This window comes from Paenibacillus sp. NPDC056579 (assembly GCF_042793215.1).
In the GTDB taxonomy this organism is placed as follows: Bacteria; Bacillota; Bacilli; order Paenibacillales; family NBRC-103111; genus Paenibacillus_S.
Window position 1 is genome coordinate 159,926 of record NZ_JBHTVD010000003.1, and the last position, 19,827, is coordinate 179,752.

The window sequence follows — 19,827 nt, forward strand, 5'->3', positions numbered from 1 at the left end:
TTATGTAAGCCTCCTGTGATATAGGCACAGCGCCGATTACCCCAATACGGTACCGGCTGCGATCTGTCCGCCCCGAATGAATTGTGCGGCGTCCATCGCCTTTTTCCCTGCGGGCTGAAGTTCAATAATTGTCAGTGTGCCGCTTCCTGTAGCTACTTCCACTCCCGCTTCACTTAGCTCGACAACCGTGCCTGGAACGCCTGCTTCGCCCGTCGTTTCCGGTTTGCGGCAGCCCCAAATTTTCAAAACGTCACCGTTCCATAGCGTATACGCTCCGGGACGCGGATTCAAGCCTCTTACCTGATTCCATATCGTCAGCGCAGGCTTCGTCCAGTCAATCAGCTCCTGCTCCCGCGAAATGTTAGGCGAATAGACCGCCTCGTCATCGTTCTGAGGTACCGCCTGAATGCGGCCCGCAATCAAGTCCGGCAGCGTCTCGGTCAGCAGGCGGGCGCCGGCAATGCTCAGCTTGTCAAACAGCGTACCGGTCGTATCGGTATCTTCAATCGGAAGCTCCAGACGGCTGATCATATCGCCAGTATCCAGACCTTCCGCCATATACATGATCGTCACACCCGTGACGGCATCCCCATTCATCACAGCATGATGAATCGGCGCGCCTCCGCGGTATTTAGGCAGCAAGGATGCATGAATATTGATGCAGCCGTGCTTCGGCAGCTCCAGCACCGATTTCGGCAAAATTTGGCCGTAGGCTGCCGTAACAATCAGATCCGGCTGCAGCTCCTTGAGCTCCTCCACTGATTCCGGGCGGCGCAGACGTTCCGGCTGCAGCACCGGGATCCCATGCTTTTCGGCCTCGATCTTAACAGGTGTAGGCGTCAGTATACGTTTACGCCCAACCGGACGATCCGGTTGGGTTACGACGCCTACTACCTGCATTCCGTTTTCGATCAATGCTTGCAAAGAAGGCACGGCGAAATCCGGCGTGCCCATAAATACTATCCTCATGCTTCGCCACCATGCGGTTCGCTGCGGTACATCGTTTCCGCCAGATCCGTATACAAGACGCCGTTCAAATGATCGACTTCATGCAGAATGCAGCGGGCCAGCAACTCCGTTCCTTCTATGACGATTTCGTTTCCTTCGCGATTAAGGCCTTTTACTTTCACGCGATGGGCCCGGCGTACATCTCCGGTCTTGCCCGGAATGCTGAGGCACCCTTCGGGTCCGAATTGCTCGCCTTCCATTTCGATCACTTCGGGATTAATCAACTCGATAAGGCCGTGATCGTCTCCTACGTCCATTACAATGACACGCTTCAAAATTCCGATTTGCGGTGCGGCCAGCCCTACGCCTTCCGCATCGTACATCGTATCCGCCATGTCATTCAGCAGCTTATGGATGTTAGGAGTAATCTTCGTAACCGGCTTGCTTACCTCGCGAAGTACAGGATCCGGATCTTTTACAATCATTTTAATAGCCATTCTAGACACACCTTTCTTTGCTGTAAGCCATTCAACTTGGAACACACAGATGCTGGCCCCTATATATATGCCGCCTTTCTATGTGACCCCTAAGTGCCTTCCGGCTTATGGATATATAGATAATCATTAGGACGAATTACATGAGAACTTGCGGATCCACATCTACGCTGATCGTTAGCTTGTGCTGTCTCTCCAGCTCCTCGAACGAGGCTACGGCGCGTTGAACCAAGCCGGATATGCTGGCTTCTCCCCGATATTTTATCATGCATTGAAACCGATATCTATCCTTGATTCGGGCGATTGGAGAGGCGACCGGACCCAAAATTTCAATCGGCAGAGGCGACAGCTCCTGGGCGAGCTCCTTCAATCGCTGTGCTAACGATTCCGCCGTTCTCATCAGCAGCGGAACCTGTTCATGACTAAGCGTGATCAGGATCAGCCTATGAAACGGAGGGTACTCGTGGAGCTTGCGCAGCGTCATTTCTCTTTCCATGAAGCTGGAATAGTCGTGCCGGCTTGCGCTGATGATGCTGTAATGCTCAGGCGCATAGGTTTGAACGAAAACCTCACCGGGGAGCTCGTGTCTTCCCGCACGGCCCGCAACCTGTGTCAGCAGCTGGAACGTCCGTTCCGCCGCCCGGAAGTCGGGCAAATTAAGCACCGTATCGGCTGCCAGTGCCCCTACCAGGGTAACATGGGGGAAGTCGAGTCCCTTGGCAACCATTTGTGTTCCGAGAAGCACATCCGCCTGCCGGTTGCGGAACATCGTCAGCCATTTCTCATGAGAGCCTTTCTCGGTGGTAGTATCGACGTCCATACGTATGACGCGGATGCCGGGAAACAGCTTCCCGAGCTCCTCTTCGACACGCTGGGTCCCCGTCCCGAAATGGCGGATATGCTCGCTGCTGCAGCTCGGACATTCCGTTAGCTCGCGCTCGGCGTAGCCGCAATAATGACATCGGATGGCCCGAGAGCTTTGGTGGAACGTCAGCGAAATGTCGCAGTGGGGACATTGAGCTACGTATCCGCAAGAACGGCACATTACGAAAGTCGAGTAGCCTCGCCGGTTCAACAGCAGAACCGTCTGTTCTTTCTTGTTTAACCGTTCTTCTATCGCTTTATACAGAGCGCGGCTAAACATAGACCGGTTCCCCAGCCGAAGCTCCTCCCTCATATCTACTATATGAACTTTCGGGAGAGGGCGTCCCTCCACCCGCTTGTGCATCGTCAGCAATTCGAATCGCACTCTTTTATGAAGTGCCTGATCCGCAGCCGCTTCAGGCCCAGCGTTCCTTAGGGATGGTACTTCATATGATTGTGAGCCTTGATCTTTTATCGTTCCGTGGATGCTTTCGAGAGAAGGCGTAGCCGAACCCAGCACAACTACGGCATCGTGCATCGATGCACGGGCTACCGCCACATCGCGGGCATGATATTTGGGGCTCTCTTCCTGCTTGTAGGACGATTCGTGCTCCTCATCTATAATAATCAGGCCGATTTGTGTAAAAGGGGCAAAAATCGCCGACCGAGCACCAATGACGACCTTCACTTGCTTTAACATAATTTTGCGCCATTCATCATACCGTTCTCCATTGGACAACCGGCTGTGCATGACGGCAACCTGGTCGCCGAACCGCCCTTTGAACCGTTCTACCATTTGCGGCGTCAAAGAAATTTCCGGTACCAGAACGATAGCCTCCCTGCCTTGATTCAAGCAGGTTTGGATCGATTGCAAATACACTTCGGTCTTGCCGCTTCCGGTCACCCCATGAAGCAAAAACACTCTGTGCTCGCGACGGTCTACAGCTTGCGCTATACGTCCGAACACCTCCTGCTGTTCGGGCATCAATGGCAGCGGCTTCGTCTTGTTGAACGAGTTGTTCGCATATGGATCGCGGAACACCTCGACTTCCCGCAATGCCAGCCATCCCTTGTCCACCAGGCTCTTCACCGTTCCTGCGCTGATTCCGAGATCATTCAGCAGCTCGGTCAGCTTCACTGGAACCGGACGCTCGGCTAGGTATAGGAGCACTTCCTTTTGCTTGGCGGCTCTTGCCGGCAGCTGCTCCTCCCACTCCCGGAGCAGGCTTGGATCGTCGGGAGGAAATACGGTCAGCACCTTTTTCGCAGCCATCCGGTCTTTGATCATTTGAAATTCCATCAGCTGCCCTTCGGCAATCAGTTGTTTGATCAGCGCTCCGTCCGAGCTGAACTTGTTCAACAAAGCTTCGAGCTCGACCGAGCCCTTGTCGCGGACATAGTTGACGATATCCTGCTGTCTCGGGAACAAAATGACGGATTGCCCTTCCGAGCGACCGGCATCAGCAGTCGGTTCTGCCGCACGCACATGTCTTTCGTACTTTGCTTTTAACGCTCCCGGTATCATCGCTTGCAGCGCCGTGATTTCGTGGCACAAATAGGTCCGGCTAATCCAGCGGCCCAGCTGCACCAGATCCGGCGTCAGCGGGGGATACAGATCCATCACTTCGGAGATGGGCTTGATTTTACCTGGATCCATATCCGGGCTCTGTTGCAGATCGACTACGAACCCTTGCAGCTTGCGGGGGCCAAAGGGGACGCCAACGCGGCTTCCTACCGAGACCCACTCGCGCATGGATTCCGGGATCCGATAATCAAAGGCGCGGTTCGTCTGCTTCGCAGGCACATCCACAATGACTTTTGCGTACATCAGTTCGGTCAGTCTCCCTTCTTTATCCGTTCGGCAACCTGAAGGAGCAAGCGGCGCGCCACTTCTTGCTTGGTCATGATGGGCAGTGCTTCGACCAATCCGTTCCCGTCGTAAATACGGACGATGTTCGTATCGTATCCGAATCCTGCTCCCTCCTGGGAGACATCATTGGCAACAAGCAGGTCGCAATTTTTTCTCTGCAGCTTGTCTAACGCATGCTCGTCGATGTTTTCCGTTTCCGCCGCAAAACCAACGATGAACTGGGTTGTTTTGTGCTGCCCCAGCGTTTGCAATATATCTTTATTTTTAACGAGCTGAATCGTCATAGCCTCGTCTTTTTTCTTGATTTTCTGCGTAGCGGTCTCCGCTGGACGGTAATCAGCCACCGCCGCCGCCTTGATCACGATATCGGTATCTCCGAACCGCTCCATCACCGCGTCCAGCATATCCTGTGCCGATTGAACGCGCACCGTACGGATACCGGGCGGAATATACGCGGAAGCTTTCCCTACGACGAGCGTGACGTCCGCCCCCATGATTCGCGCCGCTTCAGCAATAGCAAACCCCATCTTGCCGGACGAATCGTTAGTTAGATAGCGGACCGGATCAATCCGCTCCACCGTGCCTCCTGCCGTCACCAGCACCTTCTTCCCATGCAGCAGCTGTTTCTCTGCGAAATACCGTTCGATCGCCTCGACGATCCTCTCCGGCTCCTCCAGCCTGCCCTTGCCGACATAGCCGCAAGCCAATTGGCCCGTTCCCGGCTCGACGAACAGCACGCCCCGGTCACCCAGCAGCTTCATATTGGCAATAACCGCAGGGTGCTCATACATATGAACATTCATGGCCGGAGCAACAAGAACCGGTGCCGTAGTTGCGAGCAGCGTCGTGCTGAGCATATCGTCGGCAAGCCCGTGGGCCATCTTGGCGATGATGTTGGCTGTCGCCGGTGCCACCACGAACAAATCGGCACGGTCCGCTAGATCGATGTGCGAAACGACCGAAGCATCCTTCTCGTCAAAGGTGTCGACAATAACATCATGACGCGATAACGTCTGAAACGTCAGCGGCGCAATGAATTTCGTAGCCGATTCCGTCATAATTACATACACTTCGGCTCCGGACTGCTTCAATTTACTGCATATTGCCGCCGCTTTATAGGCAGCGATGCCTCCACTGACACCAAGAACTATCGTTTTCCCTTTCAACATCCCGATCCACCCCCGTTATTCGAGAAAAAAATAACAACCGCAAGGGTTGTTGTGAAGGTTACTTGACCAATTCTTTAGTTGGCAGTTTTTCGTAGGAAATGTGTTCCTCGTAAATCTCTTCCAGTGCAAGACCAACGAATTTATGCGATCGTTTGTTGCGCACCTCGGATTTGGAACCGTCACGCAGCATTCTGGCCCGTTTGGCTGCCGCCACGACCAACGAATATTTGCTGTCCACTTTATCAAGCAGTTTATCGATAGAAGGATATAACATTTACTTCACCTCGGCCATCCATTGTTTGATTTTGTTAACCACTTTCTCTTTACGGCAATGCTCCGCCACGACAATTGCTTGTATCTTCGAACAGGCGTTCTCTACGCGGTCGTTAACGATAGCATAATCATAATGCTCCATGAGCTTGATTTCATCCATAGCGACGGACATCCGGTTGCGGATCGATTCTTCCGACTCGGTTCCACGTCCTACGATCCGGCTCTCCAGCTCATCCATGGATGGAGGGAGCAGGAATATAAATACGCCTTCAGGGAATTTTTGCTTCACCTTCAATGCGCCCTGTACTTCAATCTCCAATATGATATCTTTACCGGAGTTGATGGTCTCCTCGACGAATTTCCTCGGAGTTCCGTAGAAATTACCTACATATTCGGCCCATTCCAGCATTTGATCTTCCTCGATTAGCTGCTGGAATTGTTCCCTTGTCTTGAAAAAATAATTCACACCGTCTACTTCGCCCTGTCTCGCTTCGCGAGTCGTTGCAGATACCGAGTAGACCAGATCGGGAGTACACTGCCTGAGCGCTTTGCAAACAGTACCTTTGCCTACGCCGGATGGCCCCGATAGTACGATTAAAATCCCCTTTTCCTTACTCGTCATGATCATCGTCCTTATTAGAAAGTCGATGGGCCACCGTCTCAGGCTGAACCGCAGACAAGATGACATGATCGCTGTCCGTAATAATCACAGCACGTGTACGACGGCCATAGGTTGCGTCGATCAGCATGTGACGGTCGCGCGCTTCCTGGATAATTCTTTTGATCGGCGCCGACTCCGGACTCACGATGGAGATGATTCGGTTAGCGGATACAATGTTACCGAATCCGATATTGATTAGTTTGATTGCCATCTTGTTTCCTCCCAAAAGCTTTGCTTAGGCAAAGCTACTTCGTAAGCATTTGCTGAGCTTTCCCGCAGGGAAAGCTTACATCGTAAGCATTACTTAAGCTTCTACTCGATATTTTGAATCTGCTCTCTCATTTTCTCCAGCTCCGCCTTCATCTCGACAACCAGTGCGGTAAGTCCGGCATGGTTAGCCTTGGAGCCGATCGTATTCACTTCCCTGTTCATCTCCTGTACAAGGAAATCGAATTTTCTTCCTATCGGTTCCGCAGATTGGAGCAGCTGCCTGCATTGCTGAAAATGACTTTGCAGCCTTGTTAATTCTTCATCCACATTGGCACGGTCCGCAAAAATCGCCACTTCCGTAGCCAGCCTCACTTCATCGATCACCGGCTGCTGGATCAGCTCTTGAATCCGAGAACGCAGCTTAAGCGCGTATTCCTGAACGCTTTGCGGACATAATATCCGAGCCTGCTCGAGCAAAGAGGCCATTGTCTCCACGCGTTGAGTTGTATCGGCAGCCAAATGACCGCCTTCCGACTCTCTCATCCGGATCAGCTGCTTCAGCGCATCGTTGATGCATGCCTTCCACACTTGCTCCGCTTCTTCATCCGGAATTGCCGCGGTTTCCCGCATTGTAATCAGCTCCGGAATCCGCAGAAAATCCTGAACGGTTAACGACCCCTCCAAACCGAATCGCACCTTCAATTGCTCGGCGGCCTGCCGATAGGCATCGGCCAAAGGCCAGTCGATTTCCATGGAACCTGCAGCATCCGTTTGTTTCTCGACCGTTACGAAAACGTCGATTCGGCCTCTCTTGATCTCCTGCTGTACCGCTCGCTTGAGAAGGTCTTCATACTTCAGCCACTCTCGCGGCATCCGCACCTGAACTTCGCAATAACGATGATTCACGGATTTCACATCTATTTGAACGGTATACCCGGCAATCGATCGGCTTGCTTGTCCGAATCCGGTCATACTGCGAACCATGGCATTCACATCCATTATTCTATATTAATTCATTTTGTCAATGGGTACAAGTGGTAATAGCTTTACCCGATTTCTCCCATACGTAATTCGTCAATTGGACGGTCATTTCGTAGGAAAGGAACGGCGTCATCAAGTATATGCCGTTAAAATAGCTCATAGCCGTATCAAGCAATTCCTTCGCGATCTGCACGCCCATGGCGCGGCCTTCCTCACCCTTGAGATCGCCCATCCGCCGGCGCACTTCATCAGACAGCTGAATGCCCGGAACCTCGTTATGCAGGTACGTCGCATTGCCTCCGCTGGCTAACGGCATGATGCCGATGAAAATCGGAACGCTCAAATGCTTCGTAGCTTCATAGATTTTTTCTATCAATTCAGCGTTATATACCGGCTGCGTCATAATGTAATCCGCTCCGGCTTCGATTTTACGCTCCAATCGCTGTAAGGCCTTCTCCAAGTACTTGACGTTAGGGTTAAACGCTGCGCCTACGATAAAGTTCGCTTTCTTCTTCAACGGTTTGCCGGAGAAAGCTACGCCTTCATTCAACTGCTTGATCATACGGATGATTTCAAACGAAGTCAAGTCATAAACCGAGCTGGAGCCCGGCAAATCGCCGAATTTAGCAGGATCGCCCGTAACGGCCAGCACATGATCGATATCCAAAGCGTGCAGGCCCATCATATGAGACTGCGTCCCTATCATATTGCGGTCGCGGCAAGCGATATGAATGAGAGGCCGGATTCCTGTCTGCTCCTTAACAAGATAACCTAGCGCGAGGTTGCTCATACGTGTAACCGCAAGAGAATTATCGGCCATGGTAATCGCATCGACTCTCGCCTCTTTGAGCGCATGAGCCCCTTCCATAAATTTGGCAATATCCAAATCGCGGGGAGGATCCAGCTCAACGATGACGGTATGACGCTGCTTCACCAGCTCGACGATACTTGGCTCCTTCGGCGGCGCAGCAGGCGGGGACACCGATGGCTCACGCTCCAATACCGCTTGAAGCCCTTTCGCCTCGGCCGCCAACTGAAGCTGTCCGACACGAGTCGCATCCGGCGTGTAGTCCGTCAACGCTTGAGCCATTGCAGCCACATGCTCCGGCGTCGTTCCGCAGCAGCCGCCGATGATCCGCGCACCCAAATCGGCAAACTTCAATGCCGTCTCGGCAAAATATTGAGGAGTAGCCGCATAAGTGAACCGGCCGTCCACATAATCGGGAATGCCCGCATTCGGGAATACGGAGAAAGGCACCGGATCGTTCATCCCTGCCGCTTTCTCCAAAGAGCGAAGCAGGCCGTTCGGACCGCTGCGGCAGTTGAAGCCGACGACGTCCGCACCGTTTTGCTTCAGCTTCGTGAAGGCTTCGGCAAGCGAGACCCCGTCATGCGTAGAACCTGTTCCCTCCGTCGCAAATTGGCAAATTACCGGGAGCGTGCTCAGCTTGCGGACCGTTTTCAGCGCGATCAGCATTTCCTCCAAATCATAAAACGATTCCAGAAGCAATCCGTCGATCGGCGTATCGAGCAAAATCTCGATCTGCTGCCGCAGGTCTTCCTTCACCTTGGTCGTACGCACATTTTTCCTTCTGCCGGCACGGATGGAACCGACGGCGCCGACCACATAAGCATCGTTTCCGACCGCTTTGCGTGCAAGCTCCACACCTGCCCGGTTAATGGCTTCGACATCTTGCTCCAGGCCGTATTTGGACAGCTTCTCCCGATTGGCGGAAAACGTATTCGTCTCTATAATCCGCGCGCCCGCTTCATAATACCGGCGGTGTACGTCCATGATAACATCCGGCTTCAGCAAATTTAATTCCTCGTAGGAGATGCCGACTGGAAAACCCAGTTGATACAAGTAAGTCCCCATCGCTCCATCGCCGACCAATATATGCTGACGGAGCGCTTCCCTCAATTCTAGCTTCATGATCTATCCGTCTCTCCTTCCCCATGAAAATCACATGTATTCATATATGCATCCTTTTATCTATATGAACTAAACGGATACAATGCCTTCGAACACCAGCTCTGCCGGCCCTGTCATGTATACATGATTGTCCTTCTCATCCCATTCGATGAACAAGTCGCCGCCCTTCAGCGACACCGTCGCAGAGCGGTTCGATTTCCCGTTCAGCACCGATGCTACCAGTGTCGCGCACGCGCCTGTACCGCAAGCCAGCGTAGGTCCGGCTCCGCGCTCCCAGACTCGCATGTCCATGAAGTCGGAAGATTTGACCGTCACGAATTCGACGTTGGTCCGACGCGGAAAAAGCGGGTGCACTTCCAGTTTAGGTCCCCAAGCAGCAAGATCAAACGACGCAGCGTCGTCGACATAAATAACGCAATGCGGATTCCCCATCGATACCGCAGTGAATAAAAATTGCCGCCCGTCGACTTCAACAGGATGGTTCAATACCGGCTCCTGATCGACCGTCGTCGGCACCTCGATTCCTCTAAGGATCGGCTCGCCCATATCTACGCGGACCGCGATTACCCGCCCATTGTCCACCGTCAGCTGAACCTTCTGAGCCCCTGCTCCTATCGTTTCCACGGTCATTTCTTTGCGGGAAGCATCCACAAGCCCGTGCTCGTAAATGTATTTTGCTACGCAGCGGATGGCATTGCCGCACTGCTCGGATTCGGAGCCGTCGGAATTGATAATGCGCATCCAGTAGTCCGCTTTATCGGAAGGAAGAATATATACAAGACCGTCCGCCCCGATGCCGAAAAACCGGCTGCACAAACGGACGGCAAGCTCGCTTGCATCCGCCGGAAGCTCGTTTTCCCCCGAAACGACGATAAAATCGTTGCCCAAACCATGCATTTTCGTAAATTTCATCGTAGTTCTCCTCTGCTTTCGATCATACTCCCGTATTCTCTCGGTTTAGCCAATATCATAACTTAAAAATGAGGGAATGCATAGTTTTTCCGCAAAATTTTACCCTATTTCGGCCGTAAAAGCAAAAAAACGGCTTATGGGCATGTTTCCCATAAACCGTTGTCTTAATGGCCCCTTATCGGGCTACCGGTTTGGCGCTGCCGTACCTCATTTGCTTGCGCTTGGAGGGCTTGCTCATGACGCTGCCGATTCCCATCAGGAACGTAGGGATGCCGGCGAAGACGAGCACAATGATCCAATCCATCCAATTAAGCGGAACCGTCTTGAAAATCGGCTGCAGCTGCTCGACATACAGCACAGCCAGCATCAGCACAAGTGAGGAAATGACGGCCAGCACCAAATATTTGTTTTGCAGCGGGTTGCGGTGGAAGATCGAACGGGAGCTGCGGCAGTCGAAGACATGAATGAGCTGCGCCATAACCAACGTAGCGAACGCCACCGTCTGTGCTTTAACCAAAGAAGAGCCTTCCACAGATCCTCCCTGTTGAAGCATGATGATAAATGCGGCAAGTGTGCATATGCCGATGAGAATGCCGCGGCTGATGATTTTCCAGCCAAGCCGGCGGGCAAAAATGTTCTCGCGCGCTGGACGCGGCTTTTGCTGCATCAAATCCTTCTCCGCCTGATCCACCCCTAGCGCCATCGCAGGCAGCCCGTCCGTGACCAGGTTGACCCACAGGATTTGGATCGGCACTAACGGCAGTGGAAGCCCGGCCATCATCGCCAGGAACATCGTCATGATTTCGCCGACGTTGGAGGCGAGCAGGTAACGGATAAATTTGCGGATATTCTCGTAGATCCCGCGTCCTTCTTCAATCGCCGCAACGATAGTAGCGAAGTTGTCGTCGCTCAATACAAGCGATGAAGCTTCCTTCGACACGTCCGTTCCGCTGATTCCCATAGCGATGCCGATATCGGCCGCTTTAATCGCCGGGGCGTCGTTTACGCCATCGCCTGTCATCGCGACTACATGTCCTTTTCTTTGCAGCGATTTGACGATCCGCAGCTTATGCTCCGGCGATACGCGCGCATAGACGAATGCGTCGTCCACGGATTTGTCCAGCTCATCGTCGGACATTTGGCTCAGCTGCTGCCCGTTCAATGCAATGCCGCTGTTCGGAGGCAAGATACCGAGCTGTCTGGCGATAGCTTCCGCTGTCGATTGATGATCGCCGGTAATCATGACAGTCTTAATTCCCGCTTTACGGCATTTGGAAATGGCGTCGCGTACCTCTTTACGAGGGGGATCGATCATGCCGGTCAAGCCTACGAAGATGAGGCTGTGCTCTACATCCTCCTCGGCGTCGAAGCGCTCCGTCGGCTTAACATCGCGGTAAGCCACTCCGAGAACGCGCAGCGCGTTTTTGGCCATGCCTTCGTTAGCGGCCAGCACTTTTTGCTTAAGCGTCGGCGTGAAAGGGATGACTCTATCGTCCCACAGCACATAGGAGCACTGCTGCAGCAGCACGTCGGGAGCTCCTTTGGTGCAAACCATGCGTCCCCCTTGGTGCTCCACCAAGACCGACATCCGCTTCCTCTCGGAATCAAACGGATATTCGCTGATTCGCGTATACAGCCCGCCGATCGATTCGTGGGTCATGCCGGCTTTGGCGCCAAGCACCACCAGCGCACCCTCGGTCGGGTCCCCTTTAATGTTCCACATCGTTTCCCGCTCTTCGCTTGCTTGCTTCTTGCGTTTCGTTTCGGCGGCTTTATCCTCAACCAGCACTGCATTGTTACATAGAACGGATACTTGAAGCAGCCTGCGAAGCATTTGATTTTTGCGCAGATCGACATGATGTCCTTGCTGTAAAATGTCGCCGTGCGGGTCGTAGCCGTCGCCCGTTACTTCCAATATATTGCCGCCGAGCCACAAATGAGTGACCGTCATTTTGTTTTGCGTCAGTGTTCCCGTTTTGTCCGAGCAAATAACGGAGGCGCATCCCAGTGTCTCTACTGAAGGAAGCTTGCGCACGATCGCTTTGCGCTGAATCATCCGCTGCACACCTAACGCCAAAGCGATAGTAACGATAGCCGGAAGCCCTTCGGGAATGGCGGCTACTGCGAGGCTGACCCCGGCGAGGAACATTCCGTACGGTTCTTGTCCATGAACGATACCGGCAATGACAACAACAACGGTCAACGCTAACGCCACGATGATCAAAATTTTGCCGAGCTGCTCCAAGCGATGCTGCAGCGGCGTTTCCATGGATTCGGTGCTTTGGATGAGATCGGCGATTTTGCCCATCTCGGTATTCATGCCGGTACGAACAACAACGCCGCGGGCTGTTCCGCGCGTAATCATCGTCCCCATAAAACCAAGGTTGCGCTGGTCACCGAGAGGCACTTCATCCCCGCTCAGCGCATCCGTATGTTTGCTTACCGGAACCGACTCTCCAGTCAGCGCCGACTCCTCTGCGTACAAGCCGTTCGCTTCCAGGAAGCGGATATCTGCCGGAACACGGTCGCCGCTCTCCAAAACGATTAGGTCGCCGGGAACAAGCTCTCGTGCCGGTACCTGCTCCACGATGCCGCCGCGCAGCACCTTGGCGTGGGGGGCCGACAGCTCCTTCAAAGCCCGCAGCGAACGCTCCGCCCGGAACTCCTGCACGAAGCCCAGAATTCCGTTCATGATAATAATGGCCACAATCGTGATGGCATCCAGGTATTCGCCAAGAAGTCCGGAAATTAACGTCGCCCCCATCAGCACAAGCACCATGAAGTCTTTAAACTGGTTAAGGAAAAGGGAGACCGGCGATATCTTTTTCCCTTCGGATAATTCATTCCGTCCGTGCTCCGTCAAACGTCTCTCCGCCTCTTCTGAAGAGAGTCCTTTTGACGGTTCGATCTGCTGCGTTTGCAAAATGTCCTCTGCCGTCATTTGATACCACTGCTTGTGACCCATCTGCTCATTCCCTCCCAAAAGGTTGTACCCAAGGCTGTTCTCATGTCCTCTGACACAGGACAACGGGACATCCTCATTAAAAATGTGTTTAAAAAGTTCGTCTTCAGAACCGAGAAGGTTGGACGAAAATCGAGGAAGGAGGAACGGAGCGTAGGGAAACCTACGTGAGTACCGGACTTCCCGATTTCGTTCAAGATTCGATGCCGATTTTCTTCACGATTCACTTCATTATCAAGGCGGACTTTTTAAACATCCTCTTTTAGTAAATGTATTCAGACAAGCTGCAAAATAGCACAAAGGAAAACAGACTTAAGTTTTTGCCGAAAATATGGCATGATAGAGAGTGTCGAATTTTTGCAAGCCCGTTTCTATTATCCTTTGATTTGACTGAATGGAGTTGTCATTGAAATGTCTTTAGACGGACTGGTCGTCCACAGCCTGGTTAACGAGCTGCAAAGCTGTGTGGGCGGCAGAATCAATAAAGTGCACATGCCATCGGAGCACGACATCGTGCTGCAGCTGCGCGCGCAAGGCAGCAACCTGAAGCTGCTTTTGTCGGCGAATCCGACGTATCCGCGGGTTCATTTCACCGAGCAAAGCTTCCTTAATCCTATGGAAGCGCCGATGTTTTGCATGCTGCTCCGCAAGCATTGCGAAAGCGGGATAATCGTGAGCGTCACGCAGCCCGTTTTGGAGCGGGTGATCCATATCCAGGTCAGACAGCGGGATGAGCTTGGCGATGTCAGCAGCAAGACGATCGTCATCGAAATTATGGGACGCCACAGCAACATTATTTTATTGGATCCGGCAACCGGATCTATTGTTGACGGGATCCACCACGTCACCCCTGCGATCAGCAGCTACCGGATTGTCATGCCGGGCAGCAAATATGTCTCACCTCCCGAGCAGCATAAGGAACTGCCGCTCGATCTCGGCAGAGAACGTTTCGTGTCGCTTTTGACAAGCCCGCTTCCTGCTCAGGAAGACGCGGAAGATACAGGAAAGCCTGCCGCCCGTTCGGATGAAACTTGGGAGCAGCGGATCGTGAACCGTCTCAGCGGCTTCAGCCCGCTGGTTGCCAAAGAGCTTGTCTTTCGCTGTCAGCCGCCGCTTACGGAAGCCAACACTCCGGAGGCTAACGCAGCCTTGCTGTGGGAGCCGTTTCATTCTTTAATGGAGCAGCTCCGTCAGGGAGGAACGACGCCGAACATTACGGAGCGTGAGTCTACAGGCAAGTCTTCCTTCTCCATTACCGAGCTGACGCACATTGGAGGAGTTGTTCGAAGGTTCGCATCCGTTAGTGAATGCCTTGAAGCGTTCTATGGAGACAAAGCGGAGCGGGATACCGTCAAGCAGCGTGTATCCGACCTGCTTCGTTTTCTTCAGAATGAGCGGAGCAAAAACATCAAGAAGCTGGAGAAGCTGCAAGAAACGATGGAGGACGCCAAGGATGCAGACAAATTCCGGATTCTTGGCGAGCTTCTTACGGCTTCCATGCATCAGATTCAGAAAGGCGATACGTCGGTCGAGGTCGTCAACTATTATGATGAAGAGCAGCGTCCGATCCGCATCGAGCTAGACCCTCTTATGACCGCTTCGGAAAATGCTCAGCGCTATTTCAAGAAGTACACGAAGGCTAAGAACAGCCTGATTGCCGTTCATGAGCAAATGGAGCAGACGGAAAGTGAAATCGTCTATTTGGATAATCTGCTTCAGCAGCTTGGCTCTGCATCGCTGGGAGATATCGAGGAAATTCGCGAGGAATTGATTGAGCAGGGCTATATTCGCGACCGCAGCAAAAAAACGCGCAAAAAGAAGCCGAACCAGAAGCCGGCCTTGTCCTGCTTTACTTCAAGCGAAGGAATTCCTATCTATGTAGGAAAGAACAATACGCAAAACGAATATTTGACCAACCGGCTTGCTCAATCGGCGGATACTTGGCTGCATACGAAGGACATTCCGGGCTCCCATGTGGTCATCCGAAGTCAGCAATTCGGGGAACCGACACTGCATGAGGCCGCACAGCTCGCCGCTTTCTTCAGTCAAGCCAAGGAATCGAGCCAGGTTCCGGTCGACTTTACACTGATCAGACACGTCCGCAAGCCTAGCGGAGCCAAGCCGGGCTTCGTCATTTACGATCATCAAAAAACGTTGTTTGTCACTCCGGATACAGACGCCATCAAACGGATGCCTGTAACAGTAAAATGAGAAAAACGTCTATCGAGGTCCTTCACAGAGGAGCGACCGCGTTTAGAGGTGGTTTTTATCGCCAAATAGAATTTTGCATCCAATGATCTCGGGATCTTGTAAATTCTATTGTGGTAAAAGAACCTCCCTTCCGCCAATGAAGCGGTTTGGAGGTTCTTTACTCTTTATGGCCTGCCTACCGAGACATAATGGAAGCCTAAGCACCTTATGGTATCGGCTTGCAAGCAATTTCTCCCGTCTATGATAAACGGCGAGCGAAGCAGCTGATGAACTTCAGCATAATCCAACGATTTCACGGTATCCCATTCCGTCGTAATTACCATGGCATCCGCATCTTGCAGAGCCTCATACGGATCCGTGCAGCAGACTGCACGGGGGATGAGAGGCGCCGCCGCTTGCGCAGCGACTGGATCGTAGGCGCGGATCTGCGCCCCTTTGGCCAACAGCAGCTCGATAATATCGAGGGCGGGTGCGTCCCGCAAATCGTCCGTATCCGGTTTGAACGTAAGCCCCATCACGGCCAGCTTCAAGCCGTTAACATCCCCGCCAAGCGCTTGCTCGACCTTATCGGCAAACCGTTCCCGTTGAAGCCGGTTCACTTCGATGACGGCGCGCATGATTTTGAAATCGTAGTCCGCGTGCTCGGCAATCTTAAGCTGCGCTTTCGTATCTTTAGGAAAGCAGGAGCCTCCGTAGCCGATGCCCGGCCGCAAGAAATGCGTCCCGATGCGTTTATCCATCCCCATGCCTGCAGCCACAAGCTCTACGTTGGCACCGACCTTTTCACACAGATTGGCCATCTCGTTAATGAAAGATATCTTCGTAGCCAGGAAGGCATTGGATGCATATTTAATCAGCTCGGCGCTTTCCCGGTCCGTGAACAGTACAGGCGCGCCATACGGTTCGTGCAGACGGGCAATTCGATCTGCCGCCTCCTGTTCCGTCGCCCCGATGACGATGCGGTCCATATGGAACGTATCCCGTACGGCGGAACCTTCGCGAAGAAATTCAGGGTTCGAGACGATGGAAAATAATGCTTCCGGATTATACTCCCGGATGAGGTTTTCTACCCTGCGGGCCGTACCGACCGGAACCGTGCTCTTCAGCACAACGATGGTATAGCCTTCCATCGCCATTGCAATCTGTATCGCCGCGCTGGTAACTTGACTTACATCTACTTGCCCGTCTTCCATCGAAGGAGTACCGACGGCAAGAAATACTATATCGGACCCGGATACTGCCAGGGCCGTATCGGAAGTAAAGGAAAGACGTCCCCGCTGCAGATTAGTTTGCACCAGCTGCTGCAGATCAGGCTCGTATATCGGCAGTTCCGCTCGGGACAAGCTTTGGATTTTATCGGCATCCTTATCGACGCAAACAACATGATGACCTATCTCCGAAAAGCACGTTCCAGACACTAATCCCACATACCCGGTTCCAATGACAGCGATCCTCTCTCCCATGCGTCCCCTCCGTGTGCGCCGGTTTAGATTACCAGTTGTTTCTCCAAGGGTCGGTCAGCTGCCGCAAGTACGCTTTGAGCGCTCCTTGAAGATCAGCTCTTTGCAGCGCAAATTCGATCGTCGCCTCGATATAACCAAGCTTGTCACCTACGTCATACCGCTTGCCCTGCAGCGGATATACAACCATTTGCCGCTCTTGATTCAGAATGCGAAGGGCATCCGTCAGCTGAATTTCTCCGCCTCTGCCCGGCTCGCATTTTTCTAGAATGCCGAATATTTCAGGAGTAATAATATACCTTCCGATCACGGCCAAATTCGAAGGCGCTTGATCTCGATCCGGCTTTTCCATTAAATCTTCGATATATTGAAATTCCCCGGTTCCCGTATTCCGGGAAGGAGATACAATCCCGTATTTATCTACTTCTTCCCAAGGTACCTCCTGAGCTGCAATAACCGTTGTCTCCGTCTGCTCGAACAAATCGATCATTTGCTTCAGACAGGGCGGCTCGGACTGGATAATATCGTCTCCCAGCAGGACGGCGAACGGCTCATTCCCAATAAACTTGCGAGCGCACAAAACGGCATGCCCCAGGCCGAGCGGCTGCTTTTGGCGAATGTAGTGAACGTCGGCAAGATTGGAAACCTCGCGAACGATTTTCAAGAGCTCCTGGTTTCCCTTCTCCTCGAGCATCATCTCAAGCTCTATCGACTTGTCAAAATGATCCTCGATTGCTCGCTTGTTCCGGCCGGTGACAATCATAATATCTTCGATTCCCGACGCAATCGCTTCCTCTACGATATACTGGATCGCGGGCTTATCTACGATCGGGAGCATTTCCTTAGGCTGAGCCTTGGTTGCCGGCAAAAAACGGGTGCCGAGTCCCGCGGCTGGAATAATGGCTTTGCGCACTTTCATTATGACTTCCTCCTAGCGTGCTGAAGTTGCTCGATTACGGCAATGCCAATTCTCCTTGCTCCGATTGGAGCATGGAATACGACACCGCCCCGTTCGCCATGGAAGTCCGATCCGGCTGTAACAATCAGATTGTATTGTTCAGCAAGCCGTTGATAACCTTCCTCCTGCTCCGGGGTATGATCGGAGTGATATACCTCCAGACCGGCAAGGCCTTGATCCGCAAGCTCTCCAATAAGCTCATCCATACCGTACAGGCCGGGATGAGCGAGTACCGGCGCGCCTCCTGCTTCTATAATCCACTGAACGGCGGTTGCCGGCTCGATCCGAGGCGGATTGATATACGCCGCACCGTCCTTACCCAAATACCGGTCGAAGGCTTCCGCCATGTCGGCCACGTATCCTTTGCGGACCAAAGCGTCGGCTATATGCGGTCTGCCGATGGTTTCATCATTCTTCTTGGCCGCCTTCAACGATTCCAGTACATCGTCCATCGAAATTTCGATCCCCAGCTTGTTTAATTGCTCCAATATCATATCGTTGCGACGGTCGCGCACCTGGCGCAGCTCCGCCAACCGGTTCAATAAGGTTTCATCTGTATGATCTATGTAATATCCGAGGACGTGGACGTCCATTCCTTTAACGACCGTGCTGATTTCTACTCCCGGAACTACCGTAATTCCATACTGCAGTCCGGCTTCGAGAGCCTCCCGAATTCCCGCCACGGTATCGTGATCGGTGATGGCTATCGCCCCGAGACCCGCTGCAGCCGCCAGTCTGACGTTATCGGTCGGTGGCTGGGTTCCGTCGGAAGCCAATGTGTGAGAATGCAAATCTGCATACAGCATATACGACTTTCTCTCCTTTACCATATCGAACAATGATTAACGCAGTATGAAGCGAATGTGTAGACTAAGTAAACATTTTACAGCCATTGGCTTAAATCCCGTTCACGAAGAAACGAGACGAAGGTGACGGCCGAAATCGGCAAGATCGTCGAGTTCAAGTAAATAGCGTAGAAGCTCCGCGAAAAACGGATCCCTTCCATACTTTTCACCTTGAGTACGCCAAGCGCCGCTTCGTGCTTTACGGACGATTGAGACAAGATGGACAGACCGAGCCCCGCCTCGACAGCCGATTTGACGGCCCCGGTGCTTCCGAGCTCCATAACGACATTCATGTCGGCCGGATTGTATCCGGCTCTCTCCAGCTCCTCTTCCATGACCCTTCGCGTTCCCGAGCCTTGCTCCCGCAGCACGAAAGGATATTTCAGCACATCGTCCATCCGTACCGATTCCTGCTCCGCCAATGGGTGATCCGGCGGTATGATCAGCATCAATTCATCGTTCATTACCGCTTCCGTATGCACATCCGGATGCTTGATTTCCGCCTCGACCAGACCGAAATTCAATTGGTGGTTCAATACCTCATCCAATATTTGTTTCGTGTTGATAACCTTCATGCTGATCGAAATATTCGGATACTCCTTGCCGAAAGGACCGAGCAATCGCGGTAAAATATACTCGCCTACCGTCATGCTGGCACCCAAATATAACCGGTCCTCCAGCATATGAGTAAACTTGGACATGCTGATTTCTGTCTCCTTCATAAGCTCGATGCTGCGCTTGGCATAAGGAAGCAGCGTTTTTCCCGCTTCCGACAGCTCTATTTTTTTCGTCGAGCGGATGAACAGCTTCGTCCCGAAATATTCCTCCAGCGATTGAACCTGCATCGTTACGGCCGGCTGCGTCATATGAAGCGCCTGCGCCGCATGAGAAAAGCTACCTTTCTCGGCAACTGTATAAAAGATGTGAAGCTGATGAAAGTTAAGAGCCATTGCCTACCTCCGGTTGCTTGGTAGCCCTATTATAACAAAGAACCGCCCCCCTCAAAAGCGCAAGTCGGAAGCGAATACATTACCCGGTCCACATTCAATGGTAATAAAACCTCTACCGAGGCTTTC

16 protein-coding genes are annotated in these 19,827 nt (G+C 52.7%); 1 reads left to right on the forward strand and 15 read right to left on the reverse strand.

Going from position 1 to position 19,827, the window contains the following annotated elements; genetic code table 11:
• Window positions 1–36: 36 nt before the first annotated feature.
• The 11 genes from fmt to ACFQ88_RS13330 form a co-directional block, all read right to left on the reverse strand.
• Window positions 37–969: a methionyl-tRNA formyltransferase gene (fmt, locus tag ACFQ88_RS13280; RefSeq protein WP_379454441.1), complete on the reverse strand. Its 933-nt coding sequence runs from the start codon at window positions 967–969 to the stop codon at window positions 37–39.
• Window positions 966–1,445 (reverse strand): peptide deformylase, encoded by a 480-nt coding sequence (def, locus tag ACFQ88_RS13285; RefSeq protein WP_379454442.1) that lies wholly within the window; start codon window positions 1,443–1,445, stop codon window positions 966–968. Before def ends, fmt begins: the two co-directional genes overlap by 4 nt.
• A 136-nt stretch (window positions 1,446–1,581) precedes the next feature.
• Entirely contained in the window at window positions 1,582–4,134 is a 2,553-nt protein-coding gene (gene priA, locus ACFQ88_RS13290) for a primosomal protein N' (protein ID WP_379454443.1), read from the reverse strand.
• Between the two features lie 8 nt (window positions 4,135–4,142).
• Window positions 4,143–5,345, reverse strand: coding sequence for a bifunctional phosphopantothenoylcysteine decarboxylase/phosphopantothenate--cysteine ligase CoaBC (gene coaBC / locus ACFQ88_RS13295; RefSeq protein ID WP_379454444.1), 1,203 nt, complete (start codon window positions 5,343–5,345; stop codon window positions 4,143–4,145).
• A gap of 58 nt (window positions 5,346–5,403) precedes the next feature.
• A complete protein-coding gene (gene rpoZ, locus ACFQ88_RS13300; RefSeq protein WP_239626589.1) occupies window positions 5,404–5,619 on the reverse strand; it encodes a DNA-directed RNA polymerase subunit omega in 216 nt (71 codons plus the stop codon).
• The gene (gene gmk / locus ACFQ88_RS13305; protein ID WP_239626591.1) at window positions 5,620–6,246 is read right to left on the reverse strand and encodes a guanylate kinase; all 627 of its coding nucleotides are present in this window, start codon (window positions 6,244–6,246) and stop codon (window positions 5,620–5,622) included.
• Window positions 6,230–6,490 (reverse strand): extracellular matrix/biofilm regulator RemA, encoded by a 261-nt coding sequence (remA, locus tag ACFQ88_RS13310; protein WP_009672664.1) that lies wholly within the window; start codon window positions 6,488–6,490, stop codon window positions 6,230–6,232. Before remA ends, gmk begins: the two co-directional genes overlap by 17 nt.
• 101 nt (window positions 6,491–6,591) lie before the next feature.
• A complete protein-coding gene (locus tag ACFQ88_RS13315) occupies window positions 6,592–7,473 on the reverse strand; it encodes a YicC/YloC family endoribonuclease (RefSeq protein WP_379454445.1) in 882 nt (293 codons plus the stop codon).
• Window positions 7,474–7,510: 37 nt separating this feature from the next.
• On the reverse strand, window positions 7,511–9,403 hold the full coding sequence (locus ACFQ88_RS13320) for a bifunctional homocysteine S-methyltransferase/methylenetetrahydrofolate reductase (RefSeq protein ID WP_379454446.1): 1,893 nt from the start codon (window positions 9,401–9,403) through the stop codon (window positions 7,511–7,513).
• Between the two features lie 69 nt (window positions 9,404–9,472).
• Entirely contained in the window at window positions 9,473–10,315 is an 843-nt protein-coding gene (gene dapF, locus ACFQ88_RS13325; protein WP_239626597.1) for a diaminopimelate epimerase, read from the reverse strand.
• A gap of 175 nt (window positions 10,316–10,490) precedes the next feature.
• On the reverse strand, window positions 10,491–13,280 hold the full coding sequence (locus ACFQ88_RS13330) for a calcium-translocating P-type ATPase, SERCA-type (protein ID WP_379454447.1): 2,790 nt from the start codon (window positions 13,278–13,280) through the stop codon (window positions 10,491–10,493).
• A 408-nt stretch (window positions 13,281–13,688) separates the two neighbouring features.
• Here ACFQ88_RS13330 and ACFQ88_RS13335 point away from each other — a divergent pair, with 408 nt between their 5' ends.
• Window positions 13,689–15,488 (forward strand): Rqc2 family fibronectin-binding protein, encoded by a 1,800-nt coding sequence (locus tag ACFQ88_RS13335; protein WP_379454448.1) that lies wholly within the window; start codon window positions 13,689–13,691, stop codon window positions 15,486–15,488.
• 164 nt (window positions 15,489–15,652) lie between these two features.
• Here the strand turns inward: ACFQ88_RS13335 and ACFQ88_RS13340 are convergent, their stop codons facing one another.
• The 4 genes from ACFQ88_RS13340 to ACFQ88_RS13355 form a co-directional block, all read right to left on the reverse strand.
• A complete protein-coding gene (locus tag ACFQ88_RS13340; protein ID WP_379454449.1) occupies window positions 15,653–16,951 on the reverse strand; it encodes a UDP-glucose dehydrogenase family protein in 1,299 nt (432 codons plus the stop codon).
• Window positions 16,952–16,979: 28 nt separating this feature from the next.
• Window positions 16,980–17,867: a UTP--glucose-1-phosphate uridylyltransferase GalU gene (galU, locus tag ACFQ88_RS13345; protein WP_379454450.1), complete on the reverse strand. Its 888-nt coding sequence runs from the start codon at window positions 17,865–17,867 to the stop codon at window positions 16,980–16,982.
• Window positions 17,867–18,712, reverse strand: coding sequence for a PHP domain-containing protein (locus tag ACFQ88_RS13350; RefSeq protein ID WP_379454451.1), 846 nt, complete (start codon window positions 18,710–18,712; stop codon window positions 17,867–17,869). Before ACFQ88_RS13350 ends, galU begins: the two co-directional genes overlap by 1 nt.
• Window positions 18,713–18,789: 77 nt before the next feature.
• Window positions 18,790–19,701 carry a selenium metabolism-associated LysR family transcriptional regulator gene (locus tag ACFQ88_RS13355; protein ID WP_239626607.1) on the reverse strand — a complete coding sequence of 304 codons (912 nt, stop codon included), beginning with the start codon at window positions 19,699–19,701 and terminating at the stop codon, window positions 18,790–18,792.
• Window positions 19,702–19,827 lie beyond the last annotated feature (126 nt).